This is a genomic window from Gordonia otitidis, assembly GCF_020735545.1.
Taxonomy (GTDB): domain Bacteria; phylum Actinomycetota; class Actinomycetes; order Mycobacteriales; family Mycobacteriaceae; genus Gordonia; species Gordonia otitidis.
Genome location: NZ_CP085974.1, coordinates 2,282,444 through 2,303,220, shown reverse-complemented (window position 1 = coordinate 2,303,220; position 20,777 = coordinate 2,282,444). Strand labels below are relative to the sequence as shown.

Genomic DNA, 20,777 nt, shown 5'->3' with positions numbered 1-20,777 from the left:
AGACCGTGACAGACAGTGCGTACGGTCGTCGGGATCGGGTTACTCGTTTTGGCTGCGAACGTCGTTGTCCACAAGGCGGATCGGTGTTGTCCACACCATGACCCTGTCGGACCGATGGACGGATCAGAATTGTCAGACCTCGCCTGTATGTTCGAGATATGTCCTTGGAAAACCACTCTCGCCCGGTCGGCGACGCGGCGGGTGCACCCGTCTCGCCGCCGGTGCTCGCACGTGTCGCCGAGGACGAAGCGCTGTCGAAGACCGACCTCGTCGAGGTCATCGCGCATTGTGCATCGACCGTGTCCACCGCACAGTTTCGAATGCTGCAGGCCATCAGTCTCATCCACGAAGAGCACGAGGAAGACTACGGCGCCGAGCTCGGCGAGCTCACCAGCGGTGAAGCAGGGTCAGCAGACGCCGTGGACGAGTTCGCGCTTCGCGGACGGGCCGGAGAGAATCCACGCGCACAGTACGGACCCACCGGACTCGAACGGACCATCGCCGACGTCGGCGCTGTGCTGACGGTGCCGCCCGGCCGGGCGCGTGAGCTGATCATCGACGCTCATGCACTGCGCTATCGGCTCCCGTACACGTCGTCGTTGCTCGCATCCGGTCGAATCAATCTGCAGCGCTTCCACATCGCCGTCGCACGCACCAGCCTCTGCGGTCCGGAGACGATCGACGAAGTCGACGCGCTACTCGCGGCAGCACTCTCCGCACGCGACCACATGTCGACGACGCGATTCGCTGCTCTCGTCGACTCAATTGTCGCCCGGGTCGATGTGGAGGCCGTCAAACGTCGCCGCGCCCGCGTCGACGCCGACCGCAATGTTGGGGTCCGACCGGACAGGCTCACTCCCGGTCAGTCACGACTGACCGGAACCGTCCCCGCAGCGTCCGGCGCGCTGATCAACCAGCGGCTGAACATGCTCGCCGGCAGCGTTCACGACGCCGACCCGCGCACCCGCGCGCAGCGTCGAGCCGACGCCCTCACCGCGTTCGCCGATGGGCAGACCACCCTCGACTGCCGATGCGAGGCGTGTGTGGGGCGCGAGGAGGGCGACCGCGAAGCCTTTCGGCCAGAACCCACGGACCCCGACGCCACCACGGCGGCACCGGCACCGCTGCCCGGTGGCTCTCGAGCGATCATCCACGTGGTGGCTAACCAGTCCACCCTCGACGGCGACGATGACACACCCGGCTACCTCGACGGATACGGGATCATCGACGCCGACACGGTCCGCGAGCTCGCGGCAGACGCTCATTTCGATCATCTCGACAGCAGCGCAGGTGACGTCGACCCCGGCAGCCCCGACCACGAGGCGACCGCGCGTGCCGCGCTGCGCTATGTCCCCAGCAAGAAACTCCTGGCGCTGGTTCGGTCGGGCGAATTGTGCTGCACGTTCCCCGGCTGCACCAACCCGGTGTGGACCGCCGATGTCGACCACGGTGAACCGTTCAATCACCGGAATCCGCATGACGGCGGGAAGACTACACGGCGAAATCTGAAGCCTCTCTGCAGATTTCACCACCGCATCAAAACCTTCGGCCGTTGGCGCGACTATCGGCCCGATCTCAAGACCGCGCTCTTCGTCTCGCCGACCGGCCACACCTTCGTCGGCAACTCGTTCAGTGGACTCGACCTGTTCCGAGGACGCATCCCCGACAAACCCCCAGGTCACCCTGCGCGCCGCGCAATCGATTCCATCCACGACACCCGTCGCGCAGAGGTCATGCGCGTCGTCAAGAAGTGGAACTCGGAAAATCCCCCGCCCTTCTGAGTACGCCTGAACTCAGTCCGCGGCCGATCCCAGCCGACTGGCCGGAGTGAACGGGTCCGGAACCGAACCGACGTCGACCGACAACGCGAGCGTTTCGCCAATCGTCGGTGCGTGCTTGAACAGGTTGTGTCCGGCGACTGCCAGTACCGGTCCGTTCTGCCAGATGGCGACACCGTCGTCGCCCCACGGCAGAGTGGTCACCCAGCAGTGGACGATTCCGGTCGGCGTCGGATCGAGTCCCGGCAGCGCGCGGGAGACGTACGCGCCTGCGTCATGCGCGTAGCGGGCGAGCGTATCACCGTCGACGATCGTCCCGTCAGGGTCAGCATCGACCGTATCCGAGAGTCCCAGACCATAAGCCGAACGATCCGGGTATGCGGCCGCGTAAATTCCACTGAAGCCGAACTCCCCGCTGCCGTCCTGCAACGTCGGCAGACGGCCGATACTGGTGTCGCGCACCGCGAACGACACTCGCACGTGTGCGCCGAGTTGCACCGGGATCTCGATGCCGACCGAGCGGGCCAACGCCGCCGTGCCTCTACCGGCACACACCACGGCCGCACCGTGATCGCCGACAAGCGTGGGACACCGCACCTGCACGCTGTCGTCGACGATGCGCACCGAAATGGCCTGTTCACGAACGATCCGGTCACCCAGCGCAGCCGACAGCAACTCGATGGCGGTGCGGGTGTGGATGGAGCCTGCGGTGGGATCGAACACCGCAGGGCCGTCGTAGTCGGCCAACTGCGGCAGCAGTGTACGCAGTTCTCCGGAGTCGATCTCGCGGGCACCGATCTCCGAATACTGTTGCATTGCAGGAAGTCTGCGCACCGCGGTGTCGCCGAGCGCGAGACCTCCGTCACCGGAGACGAGCGGCGCCCCCAACTCGTCCTCCCATCGCCGCCAGTGCGCGCGAGCACGGACGGCCAGTTCGACCATCCGCGGATCGTCGTGCGCATGTCTGAAGATGCGTGACTGGCCCGCCGACTGCCCGAAACCCGGTGTGCCCGTCTCGTACACCGTGACGGTCGATCCCTGCTGCGCGAGTTGATACGCGGTGGAGAGCCCGATGATTCCAGCGCCGATCACCGCAACGTCTGACGTCAGTGCCATGTGCCCACCGTACGTCCGCGTGACACGTGACGTCGCGCGCTCGGCGCGTACCGTCGAAAGCGGGGACCGAAACGAGAGGAGCCGTGTCACATGGCAGACGAACTCAACGGAATCACCGTGGCCTTCCTGGTTGCACCGGAAGGAATCGAGCAGGTCGAGTTGACCGAACCGTGGCGCGCCGTCGAAGAGACCGGCGGCACACCGAAACTCGTATCCACCAGCGACGGCGAGGTGCAAGCATTCAACCACCTCGACGCCGCCGACAAGTTCAGCGTCGACGCGACAACCGATTCGGTCAGCGCAGCCGACTTCGACGCGCTCGTGTTGCCCGGCGGCGTCGCCAACCCGGACTTCCTGCGCACCGACGCATCGGCGGTGGCCTTCGCGAAGGGTTTCTTCGACGCGGGCAAGCCAGTCGCGGCGATCTGCCACGCCCCGTGGACGCTCGTCGAAGCCGACGTCGTACGCGGTCGCACGCTCACCTCGTGGCCGAGCCTGCAGACCGACATCCGCAACGCGGGCGCCACCTGGGTCGACGAGGAGTTGGTCGTCGACCGCGACGGCCCCAACACCCTCATCACGAGCCGCAAGCCCGACGACCTCGCAGTCTTCGACGCTGCCCTGGTCGCCGAGTTCGGCCGGAGCGAGGTGACGAACTAGGACACACTCAGTCCTGAGCGTCGAGCTCCGCAGCGATGTCGGCAGGGAAGCCGCCGGTGGCAACCGGGCCCCACGACGTCGGCGTGATGCGGATCAGCGACTTCTTCTGCACCCGCATCGCGGCGCGGTACTCCTCCCAGTCGGGGTGCTCACCGGAGATCGAGCGGAAGTAGTCGACGAGGACGTCCTCTGCCTCAGGCATGTCGAACACCTCGGCGGTGCCGTTGACCTGCACCCACGGGCCGTTCCATTCATCGGAGACGACGCAGACACTGACGTCGGGGTGCCGCTTGGCATTCGACGTCTTCGCCCGCCCGGGGTACGTCGCGATGACGATCCGTCCCTCATCGTCGACCCCACCGGTCACCGGGGAAAGCTGTGGTGAGCCGTCACGTCGCTGGGTGACCAGCAACATGCGGTGACGCGGGCGGAGGAACTCGAGGAGTGCGCTGTGATCGACGGCGTCGGCGGTCGCAATGTTTCGGGCCATGACCCGACACTACGACCGCCGACACGTCCGCCGCTCACACAGAGGCAGACGACCTGCTCAGTCGAGTTCCTTGCTCCCCGGATGCTTACCCGTGGGCGCCTCGGCCGGCGCGTGATCGCCGATGGACCCGTTCAGGTCGATCGCATCGTTGCGGATGGTCCGCTTCGAGCCGGCCGCGGGAATCAACTCGTACTCGGCGAGGAGCTGGCCGATCTCGTTGCCCTCGAGCTTGCCGAGAATGGCTTCGCGGATCTTGCTGGGGCCGGGAAGGTCGGCGATCTTGCCGTCGCGGAGACGACTCGTCGCCGCCACCATGCTGCGAACGTCGTAGGTCGAGTTGAACACCTCGGGCACCGCGCGCTCGATGCCGAGCAAGGTGTAGGCGGCCTCCATCGGCGTACGCACCGAGTACTCGGTGGTGAAGATGCAATCGCGGCTGGATTCCGCGAACTGTCCGATGAACGCGAAGTTCACCGATCCCTTCGGTACGACGTCGGGACGATCACCCGCCTGTCGCGGCATGAAGAACGACGTGACGTACGGCATCATCACCGGAACCGCCTTCGCGCCGGTCGCAGCCATCTCGGGGATCTGTTCCTCGGGCACTCCGAGGTGGTACAGCCACTCCTGCGTGATCTCCTCACCCGTGCACTCCGACATGCTCTTCTTCACGTAGTTGCCGGGGGTGTCGACGAGCAGTGCATACACCCACACCACGATCTGGTCGGACGGCTGCTGCTTGAAGTGCGGTTGCCTGTTGACCGTCCAGCTCATCAGCCAGTTGGAGTCCTTGGCCGTGACGATGCCACCGGTCACCACGCGCCCCGAGAACGGATCACGCTTGGTGATCTTCTGGATGTACGACGGGATGCGCGGGTCGAGCGTGGTCACCGTGCATGACTCCCACTTGGTCTTGTCGATGTTGCCGCCGAAGACGTCGGGGTGGCCGAACGACGGGTCCTTCACCGCGATGCGCCGCCACAGATCCCAGGCAGGCGCCGGTCCGGTGTTGAGCTTCGCAGGCGTCTCGTGATCGCCGTTGTCGGAGTTCTCGGTCAGCGACCCTATGGTCATGAACAGCAGGTCGTTCTCACCCAGCTCGGTGACACCGTCCTTGCCCGCGCTGTCCGGCACCGTGCTGTCCTTCCCAGCGGTCCAGTGAATCTTCGTGGCCTGCTTACGATCTCCGCTGATCTCGAAATCGACGTCGGTGACCTCGGTGTCGAAGTGGAATGTCACGCCCTGATCGAGCAGCCAGGTGTAGAGCGGCAGCACGAGCGACTCGTACTGGTTGTACTTGGTGAACTTCAACGCACTGAAATCGGGCAGACCACCGATGTGGTGGATGAAGCGGTGAATGTAGAGCTTCATCTCCAGCGCCGAATGCCAGCGCTCGAACGCGAACATCGTCGTCCAGTAGAGCCAGAAGTTGCTCTCGAAGAACTCGTCGCTGAAGACTTCGTCGATGCGCTTGTTCTCCATCTCCTCGCGCGTCGCGAGGAAGACACGCGCGATGTCCTTCTGCGCCTTGTCACTGAGAGTGAACTTGTTCTCCGTGTGCGCGTCCTGCCCGCGGTTGATGGTGGCGCGGCACAACGAATAGTTCGGGTCGTCCTTGTTGAGCCAGTAGAACTCGTCGAGGACGCTGGCTCCCTCGATCTCGATCGACGGGATGGAATGGAAGAGGTCCCACAAACACTCGAAATGGTTCTCCATCTCGCGGCCACCGCGAATCACGAAGCCCTTCTTGGGTTCCTTGATGCCGTCGAGCGCGCCACCGGGCAACTTCAGGCGCTCGAACACCGTGATCTTGTCACCCTTCATCTGCCCGTCGCGAATGAGGAACGCCGCCCCGGACAGTGACGCAAGTCCCGCACCGACAAACCATGCGGTCTTGTCGTCGACGCCCTTGGGTTTCCGTGGCCGGGCGAACGCCTCGTAGTTGCCGCTGCTGTAGTACATGCACACTGCCTTTCGGTCGATCGACCCCCGCCGTTGATATCTCCCACCATCAGCCCTACCACCTCACGGTGATGCCTGAGTGAAATCCGTACGCCTCGCCGCGGGATTGCACGCAGACACACCTACTGGGCACGAACGCGCCCCCGCCACATCTCGCCGTGCGCGTGCAACACCACACACGCTTGTGTAGTCGGCTCTAGAGTTGACGAGATCCATCACGAGAGGCTCGGGGCACGAGGGTGTCCTCCGAAGCGAGAGGAACTCGATGTCAGTGACGGCTCCCGACCGCCCGACAGGTCTTCGCGAACTCACCATCCGCGGAGTGATCCTCGGTGGCGTGATCACCCTGGTGTTCACCGCTGCCAACGTCTACCTCGGCCTCAAGGTCGGCCTCACCTTCGCAACGGCCATTCCCGCCGCGGTCATCTCGATGGCGGTACTGCGCAGCTTCGCCAACCACTCGATCGTCGAGAACAACATCGTGCAGACGATTGCGTCGGCTGCCGGCACACTGTCGGCGATCATCTTCGTGATCCCCGGCCTGGTGATGGTGGGGTACTGGACCGGCTTCCCGTACTGGATCACCGTCGCCGTGTGTCTGGTCGGCGGGATCCTCGGCGTCATGTACTCCATCCCGCTGCGTCGCGCACTGGTCACGGGATCCGACCTGCCCTATCCCGAGGGTGTTGCCGCTGCGGAGGTACTCAAGGTCGGCAACACCGACGAAGGGGGCAGACGCAATCGAATCGGGCTGCGCGCCATCACCATCGGTGGCATCACGTCGGCGATCTTCGCACTCCTGGGCAATCTCAAACTGATCAGCACCGACGTCTCGACCGCCTTCCGGGTCGGCTCCGGGGGCACCATGATCGGTGCCGGACTGCAACTCTCGCTGATCGGTATCGGACATCTCGTGGGCTTGAGCGTGGGCATCGCCATGTTCGTCGGGGTGATCATCTCCTACGGGATCATTCTCCCGATCAAGTCCGCGGGGCAGTTCGCCGCGAACTCCGACGTCGCCGACGTCGTCAGCACCGTGTTCAAGGACGACGTCCGTTTCGTGGGCGCAGGCGCCATCGCCATCGCCGCCATCTGGACGCTGCTCAAGCTGATCGCACCGATCGTGAAGGGCATCGTCGACGCCATGGCGTCGGCACGCGCACGCCGCGAGGGCGTCACCGTCGACATCACCGAGCGCGACATCCCCTTCCCCATCGTCGGCGGCACCATCGTCGTGATGCTGCTGCCGATCGGCCTCCTGCTGTGGGACTTCGTCCACGGAACCGCACTCTCCGGTAGCGCGGGCGGGATCATCGCCGCCACGGTTCTCTTCATCTTCGTCATCGGCATGGTCATCGCAGCCGTGTGCGGCTACATGGCCGGTCTCATCGGGTCGTCGAATTCCCCGATCTCCGGTGTCGGCATTCTCGCCGTCATCATCGCCGCACTGCTCATCAAGTTCGTGTACGGCGCGGCCGACCCGCAACAGTCGACCGTCCTCGTCGCTTTCACCCTGTTCGCCACCGCCATCGTGTTCGGCGTCGCGACGATCTCCAATGACAATCTCCAAGACCTCAAGACCGGCCAGCTCGTCGGAGCGACGCCGTGGAAACAGCAGGTGGCGTTGATCGTCGGCGTGTGTTTCGGGTCGCTGGTCATCCCACCGATCCTCGGCGTCATGAACACCGCCTTCGGATTCGCCGGCGCGCCGGGCGCTGGAGCAGACGCATTGCCTGCCCCACAGGCGAGTCTGATCTCCGAATTGGCCAAGGGTGTGTTCGGCAACGACCTCAACTGGAGCATGCTCGGCACCGGGGCGGCCATCGGCGCCGTCGTCATCGTCATCGACGAGTTCAGTGGCCGGGTGAACAAGAAGGTTGCGCTGCCGCCGCTCGCTGTCGGCATGGGGATGTACCTACCGATGTCGGTCACCTTGATGATCACGGTGGGCGCCATTCTCGGTCACATCTACAACAAGTGGTGCGAACGCGTCGGCGGCGACGTCGGGCAGAAGAAACGGATCGGCGTACTCGTCGCGACGGGGCTCATCGTCGGTGAAGCACTCTGGAACGTGGTCTATGCAGCCATCGTCGCGTCGACAGGCGACGACGGTGTGCTCTCGATCGTCGGTGACGGCTGGGCCAACGGCTCCCAGATCGTCGGCGTGATCGCATTCGTCATCGTCGTCCTCGGCATGTACAAGGTGACCGAGATCCTGGCCAAGCGCAGCGAGGAGACCGACCCGTCACCGCATCCCGACGCGAAATGAGCTGCGCCGCCGAGTAATGCCGACCCCTCAGTCGGCGAGCGTCCCGTGTTCGAGAACCGCGAGAATCTCCGAACCCCATTCCTCGTCGAGTGGCTCCCCGGGGAACAGCAACGCCCGCAACATCGCAGCGCCACCCATCATCTCGATGACGCGGTCCGGATCGGTCCCCGCACGGACCTCACCGTCGGCGACTGCAGCGACGAGACGCTCTCGGAACGCGGCGAAAACGCCTGCGAATCCTGCGATCACCCGACGATGCAGTTCGGGGTCTGCTGCCATGTCGGTCACCAGTCCGGGAAGCGCGGCACGGGTCACCGGCGAGTTGAACAGCTCGCGCACCCGCGCCACCATCACCACGAGATCGTCGTCGGTGTGCCCGGTCGGCGCCGACAGCGCCGTCATGTCGGCGAACGTCGCGTCGTGGACAAGGTCCTGTTTGCCCGACCAGCGGCGGTAGAGAGCCGTCTTCGTCGTCCCAGCTCGGTCGGCGACCGCCGCCACCGTCAGACGCGCATATCCCAGCTCCACCAACAGTTCTCGCGCAGCGGCAAGAACGGCAACGTCGATCGCGCCGTCGCGTGGACGACCTTTTCCGAAAACCTTGCCAACCGTCGTCACATCTGATTCCATAACGCTACTCAGCGTAGCGTAATACGGCGGAAGGACTCGCCATGGCCACCCGACCAACCTTCGAAGAACTCGACCACCTGCAGCGCTCGGAGCGTGACACCGCGTCGATACCGTCTGCTCTCGCGTCCTGGCTCACCGACCTCCTACCCGCCGGTGCCGATCCCACGGTGACAGTCGACGCGGGCATCGACGCCAACGGCATGTCGTCGGAAACCGTCATGCTGACCGGCCGCTGGACCGAGAACGGTACTGCGCGCGAACAACAATGGGTCATGCGGATGCAGCCACGCCCCGCCGACGTCCCGGTGTTCGCCGAGTACCACCTCGACCATCAATTCGAGGCGATGCGATTGGCCGCCGAACTCACCGACCTCCCCATCCCGACGACCCGATGGCTCGAACCGACCGGCGACATCCTCGGCTCACCGTTCTTTCTCATGGACCGCGTCGACGGGTTCGTGCCACCGGACGTGATGCCCTACACCTTCGGTGGCAACTGGTTCTTCGACGCCCCGGCCGACAAGCGTCGCCAACTGCAGGACGCGACGATCGATGTCATAGCGACACTCCATGCCATCCCCGATGCCCGCACCACCTTCGGATTCCTCGACCCACACGCCGACACCTCGACGACCCCCCTGCGTCGACGCCTCGACGAACTGCAGCGGTTCTACGACTTCGCCGCCGCCGATCTGGGCCGGTCACCGCTCCTCGACCGTGCGATGATCTGGCTCGACACCAACTTCCCCGACGACATCGCATCCGGCGATACCGTCTTCAACTGGGGAGACGCCCGTATCGGCAACGTGATCTACCAGGATTTCCTACCGGCGGCGATCCTGGACTGGGAGATGGCCACGCTCGGCCCGCGCGAACTCGACGTCGCGTGGCTGATCTTCGCGCACAACGTCTTCCAGGAGCTCGTCGGACTCGCGAACATGCCGGGTCTCCCCGACGTGCTCCGCGAGGAGGATGTCCGCGCAACCTACCGCGACCGGACCGGCGTCGACCTCGGCGACCTGGGATGGTTCTACCTGTACTCGGCCGTGCTGTGGGGCTTGATCTTCATGCGCACCGCGTCGCGACGCATCCATTTCGGCGAGATGGCACCACCCGCCGACATCGAGGCCGAGCTCTTCTACCACCGTCCACTACTGCAACGGCTATTGGACGACCGCACCTGAGTCCCTTCCCCGGAGAGGAACCCCATGCTCGGACCACTCGACGAGTACCCCGTTCATCAACTGCCCCAACCGATCGCGTGGCCGGGCACATCCGACCGCAACTTCTACGACCGGTGCTACTTCAACGCACACGACCGAACCGGCGACATCTTTCTCGTGACCGGGCTCGGCTACTACCCGAACCTCGGCGTGAAGGACGCGTTCGTGGTGATCCGACGTGGGGACGAGCAGACCGCAGTGCACCTGTCCGACGCCATCGACCAGAACCGCCTCGACCAACACGTCGGCGGCTACCGCATCGAGGTCATCGACCCGCTCCACACGATCCGACTCACCCTCGAACCCACCGACGGGATCTCCTTCGACCTGACCTGGAACGGGCTGTTCGACGTCGTGCAGGAGCTACCGCACGTGATGCGCAGCGGCAACCGGATCACCCTGGACGCGCAACGCTTCGCCCAGCTCGGCTCGTGGTCGGGATGGATTCGCATCGACGACACCGAGGTCACCGTCGAACCGTCGACGTGGATCGGGAGTCGCGATCGGTCCTGGGGAATCCGGCCGGTCGGAGAAGCCGAGCCTGCGGGACGTCCTGCCGATCCCCCGTTCGACGGCATGTGGTGGACGTATGTGCCCATCGCATTCGACGACTTCGAGCTCGTGCTCATCGTCCAGGAATCACCGGACGGCATCCGCACGCTCAACGACTGTTCTCGGGTGTGGAAGGACGGCCGCGTCGAACAACTGGGCTGGCCCAGATTCGACATCCACTACCGCTCCGGCACGCGGGAGGTCAGCGGCGCGACGATCGCGGCCACCGCTGCCGACGGGTCGTCGGTCACCATCGAGGTCACCTCCTTACTCGCGGCGCCGCTGCACGTCGGCGGCGGGTACGGCGGCGACCCACAGTGGCAGCACGGCATGTGGCGGGGCGAGGGGTTCACCGAGCGCGTCACCTATGACATGACCGATCCGGGTGTCGTCGGCCGAATCGCATTCGGCGCCACCGACCACGTCGCGCGGGCGGAATGCCGTGAGGCCGACGGCACGACCCGGGAAGGATGGGGCATGTTCGAACACTTCTGTCTGGGCAGGCACGATCCGAGCGGCTTCACCGGTTGGGTCGACGTCGCGCCCTGACGGTTCTGCGCATTCTGCGTACCGTGGACTCATGAGCACACAAGAGATCACGCTTGGCAATTTCGAGGACACAATTTCGGCCGGCGGCACCGTGCTGGTCGACTTCTGGGCGGGCTGGTGCGGTCCGTGCCGACAGTTCGCGCCGACCTTCGAGAAGGCGTCGGAAGATCATCCCGACATCGTGTTCGGCAAGGTCGACACCGAGGCGGAGCAACAACTGGCAGCGGGATTCGGCATCCAGTCCATCCCGACCTTGATGGCTTTCCGCGACGGTGTGCTGGTCTTCAATCAGCCGGGCGCGCTGCCCCCTGCCCAGCTCGAGCAGCTGATCACCGCTGTCGGCGACCTCGACATGGATCAGGTGCGAGCGGAGATCGCCGCTGCCGACGCCGCGCAGGGCGACAACCAGCAGGGTTCCTGAGTTCTCAGAACCGTCCCGCGACGAAACCGGCGAAGAGCACGACGAATCCGCCGATCTCGCCGGTCATCAGCGCAATCATCGACGCTCGTAGCGCTGGATCCTCTCGGGCGAACTGATTGGTGGTGTCGCGCATCAGCCCGTGCGCGATGTAGCTGCCGATCGCGCCGACGAAGAACACCACCATCACCATGGCCGCGGCGAGGTTCAGCCACGACGGCCACGCGCTGAGGTAGACGAAGACCGCCACGAGCAGGGTCGCGAATGCGTAGAGCAGCGCCGAACGGTGGGCGATGTCGACGTAGGGGTGCGCCAGATGATTATCCGAGCTGCGCATCTGCTCGTACTTCCACACCCCGAGAATCAGAGCGAGCAGAAACACCAGACCCGACGCTGCGAGCGTGATCGCGGTCGCGTAGTCGAGGTCGATCGTCGTGCGCATCGCTCAACGATATCGGTCCCGCAGGTTGGGATCGGACTCCCACCACAATCCGCTTCCGGTCTCGGTGGGGTCGTGCGCGGGTAGTTCTGCGCCCGACTCCAACGCGGCGTCGACCTTCTTTTCGGTCTCGCGTTCGTCGGAACGGAACCTGCGGAAGAGCACCATGAGGAAGGGCAGTCCGACCACGTCGCCGAGAATCCAGAGGACACCGGCGCCGATGGTCTGGTCGGTGCGCAGACCAGGCCCCCACGTTCTGTGCAGCGACGTGTAGTAGTCGACGGCGACCAGCGAGCCCTGCCACAGGACGATGCCGAGCAATCCGTCGGCGATGCTCTCTGCCGTGGTGATACCCAACGAGAGCGCCTGCGGATAGCGGCGCGGCACGGGATCGACCTGCAGGCGCGCATAGAAATAGCCGATGCCGATGACCACCAGGAGTAGGCGCGTCGCGACGTCGACCGACGCATCCCGCAGGATCAGCTCGTACCAGCCGCTGAAGTAGATCAACCACGGCACGGCGAGCATGCATGCCGAGGTCGGGATGGGGCCGAGGAGCAGGCGCGCCGCACGGCTGTCGAGCGCGGCGTCGAACCGGGCGCACCCGCGGCCGCCAAGCGATTCCCGCAGGACCGTCACCGGCCTCCCGAGCGCCAACCCGAATGGCGCGACCAGCAACAGCAGCACGAATTGCAGCGCACGGACCCAGAAGAGCGTGTCGGAGTAGACGCCGACCACACTGACACCGGCAACCAGCCACACTCCGATGCCGAGCACACCGAACACCACCACGGCAGATCGCGGCACCGACGACCCACCGCGCGACGACGCCCTGCGCCATGCGAGCACGTATGCGACAAGCACGACGACGACCACAACGGTGGTGACGGTGTCGAGTCGCCATGAGGTGAGCGCGACCTCGAGTGTCAGTGGGGCGATCGACGGATGCACGACAGACAGTGTGCGCCGTCGAACGCTGCAGTGGTGCCCGAAATGACCGGTGCGCGAGCAGAATTCACGCGCAACGTAGCCGCTGCCCGAGGGCCGCGGTGGCTATCCGGACAACTCCGACAGCTCTACAGATGAATCAGCGAGCTTCTCCGGGTCGACGGGGTCGCCGGAGACGATGAGTTCCTTGATCGCGTCGAGTTGGTCCCAGATGTTGACCTGCATGCCTGCAAGTACGGAATCGTCCCCGTCGAGCCAGAACACGACGAACTCGCGGCCCGGCACGTCACCGCGGAAGACGACCTTCTCGTAGCCGTCGGAGAGTCCGCTGTACTCCATACCCAGGTCGTACTGGTCGGTGAAGAAATACGGCAGCTTCTCGTACTCCGCACTGCCGCCGAGCATGTTGGTGACGGCGACGGTCGGCTGGTTGAGCGCGTTCGCCCAGTGTTCGACGCGAACCCGCCGCTCGAGGATCGGATGCTCGGCATTCGCGATGTCGCCGACGACGTAAATGTCGGGGTCGCTGCTGCGCAGGCCGGCGTTCACCAGCACTCCGCCACCGTCGATGTCGAGACCCGCCGACTCGGCCACCTCGAGGTTGGGCACGGCACCCGCAGCAACCAGCACGACGTCGGCCTCGATCGTGTCGCCACCTTCGAGCCGTAGTCCGGTCGCCGCGCCGTTGTCCGTCGTGATCTCTTCGACCTTCACCTCGGTACGGAGGTCGACGCCGTGCTCGCGATGCAGATCGGCGAAAACCTGCGCCACCTCGGGCCCCAGTGCGCGCAGCAGGGGGAGCTTCGCCGATTCGGCAATCGTCACCTCGACACCGCGCTCACGCGCGGACGCCGCGACCTCCATGCCGATCCAGCCGGCGCCGACGATCGCGAGGCGCGTGCCCTCGGTCAACACGTCCCGGATCGCACGCGCATCGTCGACGGTCCGTAGGTAGTGCACACCCGAGGCGTCGGCACCCGGGAGGTCGATGTGCCGCGACGACGACCCGGTGGCCAGGAGCAGCTTGTCGTAGATCAGCGTCGAACCGTCGGGAAGAGTGATCGTCTTCGCCGCGGCGTCGACCTTGTCGATGCGCGTTCCGGGTCGGAATTCGACGCGCTGGTCGAGATACCAGTCGGTGTCGTGCACTGTGAATTCGGGCAGATCCTGCTTTCCCTGCATGAATTCCTTGGACAACGGCGGCCGTTCATACGGCAACTCGTTCTCGACGCCGAAGATCACGACGTCGCCGTCGAAATCCTGCTCACGCAGCGCTTCCGCGGCCTTCGCCCCCGCGAGTCCTCCCCCGACTATCGCAATCGTTGTCACGGCTGTATACCTCCCGGTTGGTGTGGTTACACGGACTCCACTCCAACGCTACGCGTCGACCCGACTCACGCTGGGCAAACGCCACGTGATCATCACGAAACGATCACGAGGACAAGTGCCCGATTCGCGAAGTATGCACGTGACAGCCGCTTGGATATCGCCAAACTCGTATTACCAATTGATAACGACACGCTGTAGGCTCTATCCCGATTCGAAGAATCCGCGCGACCGATCGGACGATCGGGCCAGTCTCGGATTCACGTTCTCCTAATGGAAGTGATCGCTCGTGTCGCATACACGTCGGGCCCCGTTCTCGCCTGCCCTACCCGTTGCAGTTCTGATGGTGGCGCTGGCCCTGGTGGTCGGTCTGATCTCCGGCGCGGGCAGCGCGCACGCATGGGGTCCGCCCGCCAAGCAGGTCAAGGGCTTCATCAACGAGCAGATCTACAACTACGGCATGGACCACCCGGTATCGGTCCGCGCCTGGCCGTCGCAGACGACCAAGCCGAGTGACGCTCCCACGGTGATCTTCCTCGACGGCCTGCGCGCCACCAACGACTACAACGGCTGGGAACGCGAGACGAACGTCGCCTATCTGTCGCAGCGCGGGTACAACGTGGTGATGCCGATCGGCGGCCAGTCGTCGTTCTATGCCGATTGGCAGCAGGCGTCGGCGAGCGCGGGCCAGCGCAACCCGTACCGCTGGGAGAGCGTGCTCAAGGGCAGCCTGCCGCAGTTCCTCGATCGACACGGCTTCCGCAACCGCACTCTCGTCGGACTGTCGATGTCGGCGAGCCAGGCAGTGATCGTCGGTAACCAGCGCCGCGACCTCTACCAGCGCGTCGTCTCGATGTCGGGCTTCATGAACCTCGTCGCGACGGGCATGCAGACCATGCTGCGCGCCGCAGCGTGGGACGCGGGCCACTACAACCTGAACGACATGTGGGGCTGGTTCCCCAATGCCCAGGCATTTGCGCACTCGCCGACCGAGAACCTGCCGTCGATGGGCGGCCTGCACCTGTGGATGTACGCGGGCACCGGCGTGTGGGGCGACCACCAGCCCCCCGGCGCGAACAACACCGACTTCTACATCACCGGATTCAACTCGACGGCCATCGAGTCGGTCGCCGGCGAACAGAGCCGCACCTTCGCGCTCGCCGCACCCGCGTTCGGCGTGAACCTGCGCACCGACTTCCCGATCACCGGTACCCACGCGTGGGGCTACTGGCAGCAGGCGATCTGGAACATCTACAACAACGGTTGGTTCCGCAACGGCTGATCACCGATCTCCGCGGAACGCGGCGTCGAAGCACATGCTTCGACGCCGCGTTGTCGTTGGAGGTGATGGTCGTTGGAGGTGATGCGTGTCAGGACGGCTCGACACCGGCGCGCCAGTACGCCTGCGCCTTCATTGACTTCTTGTCCAGTTTGTATTCGGTCTTGAACAGCGCCGCGATCGCTCGGGTGGCCTGCATGTCGAGCGCCACCCAGCCGAAGTGGTCCGACGCGTCGAACGCCGCCGATCGCACCTCGTCGACGATCGCGGAGCCGTCGACCCCGCGGTCGATGAGATGCAGGGTGTCGTGGTCTCGGACGGCGATCGGTAGTTCTCTGTCGTCGTCGTGGGAGACCTCGAACCAGACCGTCGCAGGGACATCGGGGGTCGATTCGGTCAGCGCGGCGAGCAACGAGTTGATCGCAGGAAGCGCGGCGGGATCGCCGGCGATGAGCCACCCCGCGGGTGCGGGCTGAGGCAGCGCGAACTTCGATCCCATGAACGTCGCACTGATCTTGTCGCCCGGTTGTGCCGCCAGCGCCCAGCGGGGCGCGGCGCCGTCGTGGATAGCGAACTCGATCGAGAACGTGTCGGTCGCCGGGTTCGGATCGACCAGCGTGTAGCCGCGCTGGTGGATCTTGTCGTGCTTGTTCATGAACCACATTCGAATCCACATGGTGGGGTGAACGGGGCGCTCCTCGAGCAGTCCGCCGCCGGTGAAGTCGACACGGACATAGTGATCTGTGATCTGCTTCGTGCCGGTGACGGTCAGCTCGTAGTCGTCGGCGCCGAAGAGCTTGAGTACCGCTCCCTGCCAGCCCCGCGACTTGCCCTTGGTGGGTGATTCGACCATTGTCTCGACCTTCCGTCTGCGATCTGCGGGCTCGTTAGTGAGGGTAGCCTATGTTCATTTCCGCTCCCGCTGCCCGCGTCGCCGGGGTCACCCATCCCTCGTGCGTGCCACTCCGAAGACCGTGTGTGAGATTCGGTGTGGGGGTTCGCGGGTGCGCGACGTGACGGGACAGGTCGTCGAGCTGCGTATCTGGGGTACCGAGCGGATCGCGCCTGCTCTGACCCGTATGGCCAGCGGCAGGTTCGGGCTGCGCGCGACGCCCGGCCTCGAGTTCGCCAAGCTCCTGGGCACCGGTTCGGGGGAGACTTTCACCATGCGTGATGCCGACCCCCACCACTGGGCACTACTCACGGTCTGGGAAGACGAGGCCGCGGCCGCGGCAGGCGCGGCGTCGAAGGTCATCGACGGCTGGTCGGCGGTGAGCGATGAGCAGCTGACCGTGCGCATGAGACCGCTCGCGACCAAGGGGCGGTGGTCGCGGCGTGAACCGTTCGCCGTGGACGACCCGTCCGGGCGGCGACGTTGGGACGGCCCTGTTGCGGCCATCACACGCGCACGCCTTCGACCGACCAGGGCCCTGTCATTCTGGCGCGCAGTGCCACCGGTAGTCGGCGAACTGGCGGGCAGTGAGGGGCTTCGGCTGGCGGTCGGGGTCGGAGAATCCCCGATCGGTCTGCAGGGCACGTTCTCCCTGTGGCGGGACTCGCGTGCGCTCACCGACTTCGCCTACCGCTCGCCGGCTCACGCGACGGCGATACGAGAGACCCGACCCCAACGGTGGTACGCCGAGGATCTGTTCGCACGGTTCGCAGTCCTCGATGTCGACGGAACCTACGCCGAGGTCGAGCCGTGACCTCGCGGCTCGCATGGCTGCTGCTCGCAGCGACGATCCTCGTCCAGATCTGCTTCCCGTTGACGTCCGGAGGCACCCCGGCGCTGACCACCGCCTCCGTGCTGCTGTTCGCCGCGGCAATGCTCGTCGACGCCGCCAGTACGCACGGCGTGGCGGCCGCACTCGTGCTGCTGGTGGTCGCCGGGGGTGGTGGGCTGCTGGCCGAGACCATCGGCGTGCACACCGGCGTTCCGTTCGGACGTTACGACTACACCGGCACCCTCGGGTTCGAGATCGCGGGTGTTCCGATCCTCGTACCCCTCGCGTGGATCATGATGGCCTGGCCCGCATGGAACGTCGCCCGACGCCTCGTCGGGCGGTACGGGCGTCTGGCAACGATCGTCGTCGGCGCATGGGCGCTGACCGCGTGGGACGTCTTTCTCGATCCACAGATGGTCGACGCAGGGCACTGGCGCTGGGAGGCGACGACACCGGCGCTGCCCGGGGTCGAGGGCATCCCGCTCAGCAACTTCGGCGGCTGGCTGCTGGTGTCGCTGCTGATGATGGCGGTGCTCGACGCGGCATTCGGCCGCGACCCGCGGGCGTCGACGCTCCGGATCGACGCGGTGCCCGTCACCGCGTATCTGTGGACCTACTTCTCGTCGGTCATCGCCCACGCCGTGTTCTTCGGCCGTCCACCTGTCGCGGTGACCGGCGCGGTACTCATGGGAGTGATCGCCATTCCGTTGGCGGTGTCGGTCGCATGTGAGATCCGAGCGACGCGAACAGGGAGGCACAGTGTCCACGCCGGGTGAGAGGCGCGTGCGGCTGTGGCGCGGTGTCGTGCGCATCGGAACGTCCCTGGCGCTCGGCTGCCTGGTCCTGACGCTCGACAACGCACGACGCATCCGCGTTCCCGACACTCGGCACCGACCCGCCGCAGAGCCGTTATGGGTGTTGCTGCCCGTCCGCGACGAGGCTGCCGACGTCGCCGGATGTGTTCAGTCCCTGCAAGCGGCGACGGCTCGCTGGCCGGGGCCGGCACACATCGTGGTCCTCGACGACGAATCGACCGATGCGACGCCGGACATCCTGGGCGACATCGTCTCGGGCGACGACACCGTCACGGTGCTGTCCGGGGCACCGCGTCCGGACGGCTGGCTCGGAAAGCCCTGGGCCTGTGCGCAGTTGGGCGAATTCACCAGAGTCGCCGCGGGTGACTCGACGGGCGAGGGAGTCCTCGTCTTCGTCGACGCCGACGTGCGCCTGCACCCCGACGCGCTGACCGCGACGGTGGCCACCATGCGACAGGCGGGTCTCGACCTGTTCTGCCCCTACCCACGCGAAGACGTCTGCGGGATCGGCGAGCGACTCGTCCAGCCGCTGCTGCAGTGGTCATGGATGAGCACGCTGCCGCTCGGAATCGCCGAGCGATCGGCACGGCCGAGTCTTTCCGCCGCGAACGGGCAGTTACTGGCAGTCGACGCGACGATGTATCTGCGGGCGGGTGGGCACAGTGCGGTGCGCTCCGAGGTGCTCGAGGACATCGCCTTGCTCCGCGCGGTCAAGGCAGCGGGAGGTCATGGGGTGGTCGGCGAGGGCAGCTCGGTGGCCACGTGCCGGATGTACGACGGGTGGCGCGAGGTGCGAGCCGGGTATCGGAAGTCGTTGTGGGCGGCGTTCGGTTCCCCTGCCGGGGCCGTCGTGGTGATGACGATGATGATCGTGTCGTACGTCGTGCCTGCCGTCGCGGCGATCGGCGGATCACGGACCGGGCTCGTGGGATATCTCGCGGGCGTCGCGTCACGGGTGGTCACCGCGCGGCGAACCGGCGGACGGGCATGGCCCGACCCGCTGGCTCACCCGGTGTCGGTGGTGACGCTCGCCGTGCTGACCGCCGACTCGATCGGCGCTCGCAGTCGCGGAGAACTGCGCTGGAAGGGCAGACCGGTGCACGCATGAGTCGGATCATCGTGATCGGGGCCGGTGTGGGCGGACTCGCCGCCGCCATCCGCCTGTGTGCGGCTGGGCACGACGTCACCGTGCTCGAACAGTCCGACGATGTCGGCGGCAAACTCGGCGTGATCGAGCACGACGGCTTCGTCTTCGACACCGGACCGTCGTTGGTGACGCTCCCGCACATCCTCGAGGAACTCTTTGCCGACACCGGCGCGCCGCTGAGCGATTCCCTGACACTGCAACGGCTTTCGACGGCAGCGCGCTACCGCTTTCCCGACGGGACGACACTCGACATGCCCGGCGAGATGTCACAGATCCCCGCCGCGCTCGACGACGCACTCGGTGACGGACGGGGAGCCCAGTGGGAGGCGTTCCTGCACCGTGCCGAACAGATCTGGAACGCAACTCACGGGCCGTTTCTCGAATCGCCGATCACTCTGCGCGACATGGCTTCCGGCGCGCTCGATGTCCGGGATCTCGTCACGGTGGCGCCCTGGCGCACACTACGCGGACTCGGCGACCACTATCTGCACGATCCGCGACTGCGCATGCTGCTCGACCGCTACGCCACGTACACCGGATCGGATCCACGCCGCGCGCCTGCTGCACTCGCGAGTGTCCCGTACGCCGAGCAACGCTGGGGATCGTGGTACGTGAGCGGGGGGCTCGGCGTCATCGCAAGGGCGCTGCGCGACAGGGTGGTCGACCTCGGCGGCACCATCGAACTCGGCGTCGAGGTGACAGCACTGACCACCAGTTCCGGTCGCGTCGACGGAGTCCGCACGAGCGACGGCGCACGCCACAACGCCGACCTCGTCGTCGCGAACGCCGATGCCGCACAAATCTATTCGTCACTCATCGCCACTCGTCCGGCACGGCGCACCGCGCGCCGACTTCGCAAGGTAGCCCCGTCGTTCTCCGGCTTCGTCCTGTTGCTGGCACTCGACGATGCACCCGACCAACCCCACCATCAGATCCTGTTCGCCGACGACTACGACGACGAGTTCGATTCGGTGTTCGGTCGTGGCGGGCCACCGCGGCCCGTACCGAACCCGACGATCTACGTCTCGGCGGCCGATGATTCCGCGGTGAGTCCCGGCCCCCGCACGGCAGCCTGGTTCGTGCTCGTCAACGCTCCTCGGCACGATCCGGTCGGTGGAACCGATTGGGATGCAGAGGGAGTGGCAGACGACTACGCCGACAGAATCGTGGGACTCATGGCCGAACGCGGTCTCGACATCCGAGATCGGATTCGACACCGAATTCTCGTCACTCCCGCCGACCTGGAGCGACGCACACTGACACCGGGTGGGTCGATCTACGGGTCGTCGTCGAACGGCGTACGTGCCGCTTTCCTACGGCCCGCCAATGCATCTGGTGTTCCCGGCCTCTACCTGGTCGGCGGGTCGGCGCATCCCGGTGGCGGGCTTCCCCTGGTGTTGCTGTCGGCGAACATCGTTGCGCGACTGATCGGCCCGGCGTGAGCGCCCGGCG

The 20,777-nt window shown here is 65.7% G+C and carries 19 protein-coding genes; 11 read left to right on the top strand and 8 right to left on the bottom strand.

Annotation, left to right across the window (positions count from 1 at the left end):
• Positions 1–158: 158 nt before the first annotated feature.
• Complete coding sequence (locus LK459_RS10445) at positions 159–1,781, top strand: HNH endonuclease signature motif containing protein (RefSeq protein WP_227923222.1); 1,623 nt, start codon at positions 159–161, stop codon at positions 1,779–1,781.
• 12 nt (positions 1,782–1,793) lie between these two features.
• On the opposite strand, the gene LK459_RS10440 is transcribed toward LK459_RS10445, so the two are convergent.
• Positions 1,794–2,894 (bottom strand): NAD(P)/FAD-dependent oxidoreductase, encoded by a 1,101-nt coding sequence (locus LK459_RS10440; protein ID WP_007241091.1) that lies wholly within the window; start codon positions 2,892–2,894, stop codon positions 1,794–1,796.
• Positions 2,895–2,984: 90 nt separating this feature from the next.
• Between LK459_RS10440 and LK459_RS10435 the strand changes: the two genes are divergently transcribed.
• A complete protein-coding gene (locus tag LK459_RS10435) occupies positions 2,985–3,554 on the top strand; it encodes a type 1 glutamine amidotransferase domain-containing protein (protein WP_227923220.1) in 570 nt (189 codons plus the stop codon).
• 7 nt (positions 3,555–3,561) lie between these two features.
• Here LK459_RS10435 and LK459_RS10430 read toward each other — a convergent pair whose 3' ends face one another.
• The gene (locus LK459_RS10430; protein ID WP_227923218.1) at positions 3,562–4,044 is read right to left on the bottom strand and encodes a PPOX class F420-dependent oxidoreductase; all 483 of its coding nucleotides are present in this window, start codon (positions 4,042–4,044) and stop codon (positions 3,562–3,564) included.
• Positions 4,045–4,101: 57 nt separating this feature from the next.
• The gene (locus LK459_RS10425; protein WP_227923212.1) at positions 4,102–6,006 is read right to left on the bottom strand and encodes an oleate hydratase; all 1,905 of its coding nucleotides are present in this window, start codon (positions 6,004–6,006) and stop codon (positions 4,102–4,104) included.
• 265 nt (positions 6,007–6,271) lie between these two features.
• Here LK459_RS10425 and LK459_RS10420 point away from each other — a divergent pair, with 265 nt between their 5' ends.
• Positions 6,272–8,275 (top strand): OPT family oligopeptide transporter, encoded by a 2,004-nt coding sequence (locus LK459_RS10420; protein ID WP_227923211.1) that lies wholly within the window; start codon positions 6,272–6,274, stop codon positions 8,273–8,275.
• A gap of 27 nt (positions 8,276–8,302) precedes the next feature.
• On the opposite strand, the gene LK459_RS10415 is transcribed toward LK459_RS10420, so the two are convergent.
• Positions 8,303–8,905, bottom strand: a complete 603-nt coding sequence (locus LK459_RS10415; protein ID WP_227923209.1) for a TetR/AcrR family transcriptional regulator — start codon at positions 8,903–8,905, stop codon at positions 8,303–8,305.
• Between the two features lie 41 nt (positions 8,906–8,946).
• Between LK459_RS10415 and LK459_RS10410 the strand changes: the two genes are divergently transcribed.
• Genes LK459_RS10410 through trxA form a run of 3 tightly spaced genes read left to right on the top strand, consistent with a single transcriptional unit; the run spans position 8,947 to position 11,650 of the window.
• The gene (locus tag LK459_RS10410) at positions 8,947–10,089 is read left to right on the top strand and encodes a phosphotransferase family protein (protein ID WP_227923207.1); all 1,143 of its coding nucleotides are present in this window, start codon (positions 8,947–8,949) and stop codon (positions 10,087–10,089) included.
• A 24-nt stretch (positions 10,090–10,113) separates the two neighbouring features.
• Positions 10,114–11,229, top strand: coding sequence for a hypothetical protein (locus tag LK459_RS10405; protein WP_227923206.1), 1,116 nt, complete (start codon positions 10,114–10,116; stop codon positions 11,227–11,229).
• Between the two features lie 31 nt (positions 11,230–11,260).
• Positions 11,261–11,650, top strand: coding sequence for a thioredoxin (gene trxA / locus LK459_RS10400; protein WP_227923204.1), 390 nt, complete (start codon positions 11,261–11,263; stop codon positions 11,648–11,650).
• Positions 11,651–11,654: 4 nt separating this feature from the next.
• Here trxA and LK459_RS10395 read toward each other — a convergent pair whose 3' ends face one another.
• From LK459_RS10395 to LK459_RS10385, 3 genes are all read right to left on the bottom strand, one after another.
• Positions 11,655–12,089 (bottom strand): hypothetical protein, encoded by a 435-nt coding sequence (locus LK459_RS10395; protein WP_227923202.1) that lies wholly within the window; start codon positions 12,087–12,089, stop codon positions 11,655–11,657.
• Between the two features lie 3 nt (positions 12,090–12,092).
• Positions 12,093–13,037: a cytochrome c oxidase assembly protein gene (locus tag LK459_RS10390; protein ID WP_227923200.1), complete on the bottom strand. Its 945-nt coding sequence runs from the start codon at positions 13,035–13,037 to the stop codon at positions 12,093–12,095.
• Positions 13,038–13,139: 102 nt separating this feature from the next.
• Entirely contained in the window at positions 13,140–14,363 is a 1,224-nt protein-coding gene (locus LK459_RS10385; protein WP_227923199.1) for an NAD(P)/FAD-dependent oxidoreductase, read from the bottom strand.
• A gap of 286 nt (positions 14,364–14,649) precedes the next feature.
• Here LK459_RS10385 and LK459_RS10380 point away from each other — a divergent pair, with 286 nt between their 5' ends.
• Entirely contained in the window at positions 14,650–15,642 is a 993-nt protein-coding gene (locus tag LK459_RS10380; protein WP_227923198.1) for an alpha/beta hydrolase, read from the top strand.
• A gap of 88 nt (positions 15,643–15,730) precedes the next feature.
• On the opposite strand, the gene LK459_RS10375 is transcribed toward LK459_RS10380, so the two are convergent.
• A complete protein-coding gene (locus tag LK459_RS10375) occupies positions 15,731–16,492 on the bottom strand; it encodes a siderophore-interacting protein (RefSeq protein ID WP_227923197.1) in 762 nt (253 codons plus the stop codon).
• 226 nt (positions 16,493–16,718) lie between these two features.
• Between LK459_RS10375 and LK459_RS10370 the strand changes: the two genes are divergently transcribed.
• Genes LK459_RS10370 through LK459_RS10355 form a run of 4 tightly spaced genes read left to right on the top strand, consistent with a single transcriptional unit; the run spans position 16,719 to position 20,767 of the window.
• Positions 16,719–17,345 (top strand): monooxygenase, encoded by a 627-nt coding sequence (locus LK459_RS10370; protein WP_227923676.1) that lies wholly within the window; start codon positions 16,719–16,721, stop codon positions 17,343–17,345.
• Positions 17,342–18,139, top strand: coding sequence for a carotenoid biosynthesis protein (locus LK459_RS10365; protein WP_007240917.1), 798 nt, complete (start codon positions 17,342–17,344; stop codon positions 18,137–18,139). Before LK459_RS10370 ends, LK459_RS10365 begins: the two co-directional genes overlap by 4 nt.
• Complete coding sequence (locus LK459_RS10360) at positions 18,123–19,286, top strand: glycosyltransferase (RefSeq protein ID WP_227923196.1); 1,164 nt, start codon at positions 18,123–18,125, stop codon at positions 19,284–19,286. Before LK459_RS10365 ends, LK459_RS10360 begins: the two co-directional genes overlap by 17 nt.
• Entirely contained in the window at positions 19,259–20,767 is a 1,509-nt protein-coding gene (locus LK459_RS10355; protein ID WP_227923674.1) for a phytoene desaturase family protein, read from the top strand. The genes LK459_RS10360 and LK459_RS10355 overlap by 28 nt, the downstream gene beginning before the upstream one ends.
• Positions 20,768–20,777: the final 10 nt, after the last annotated feature.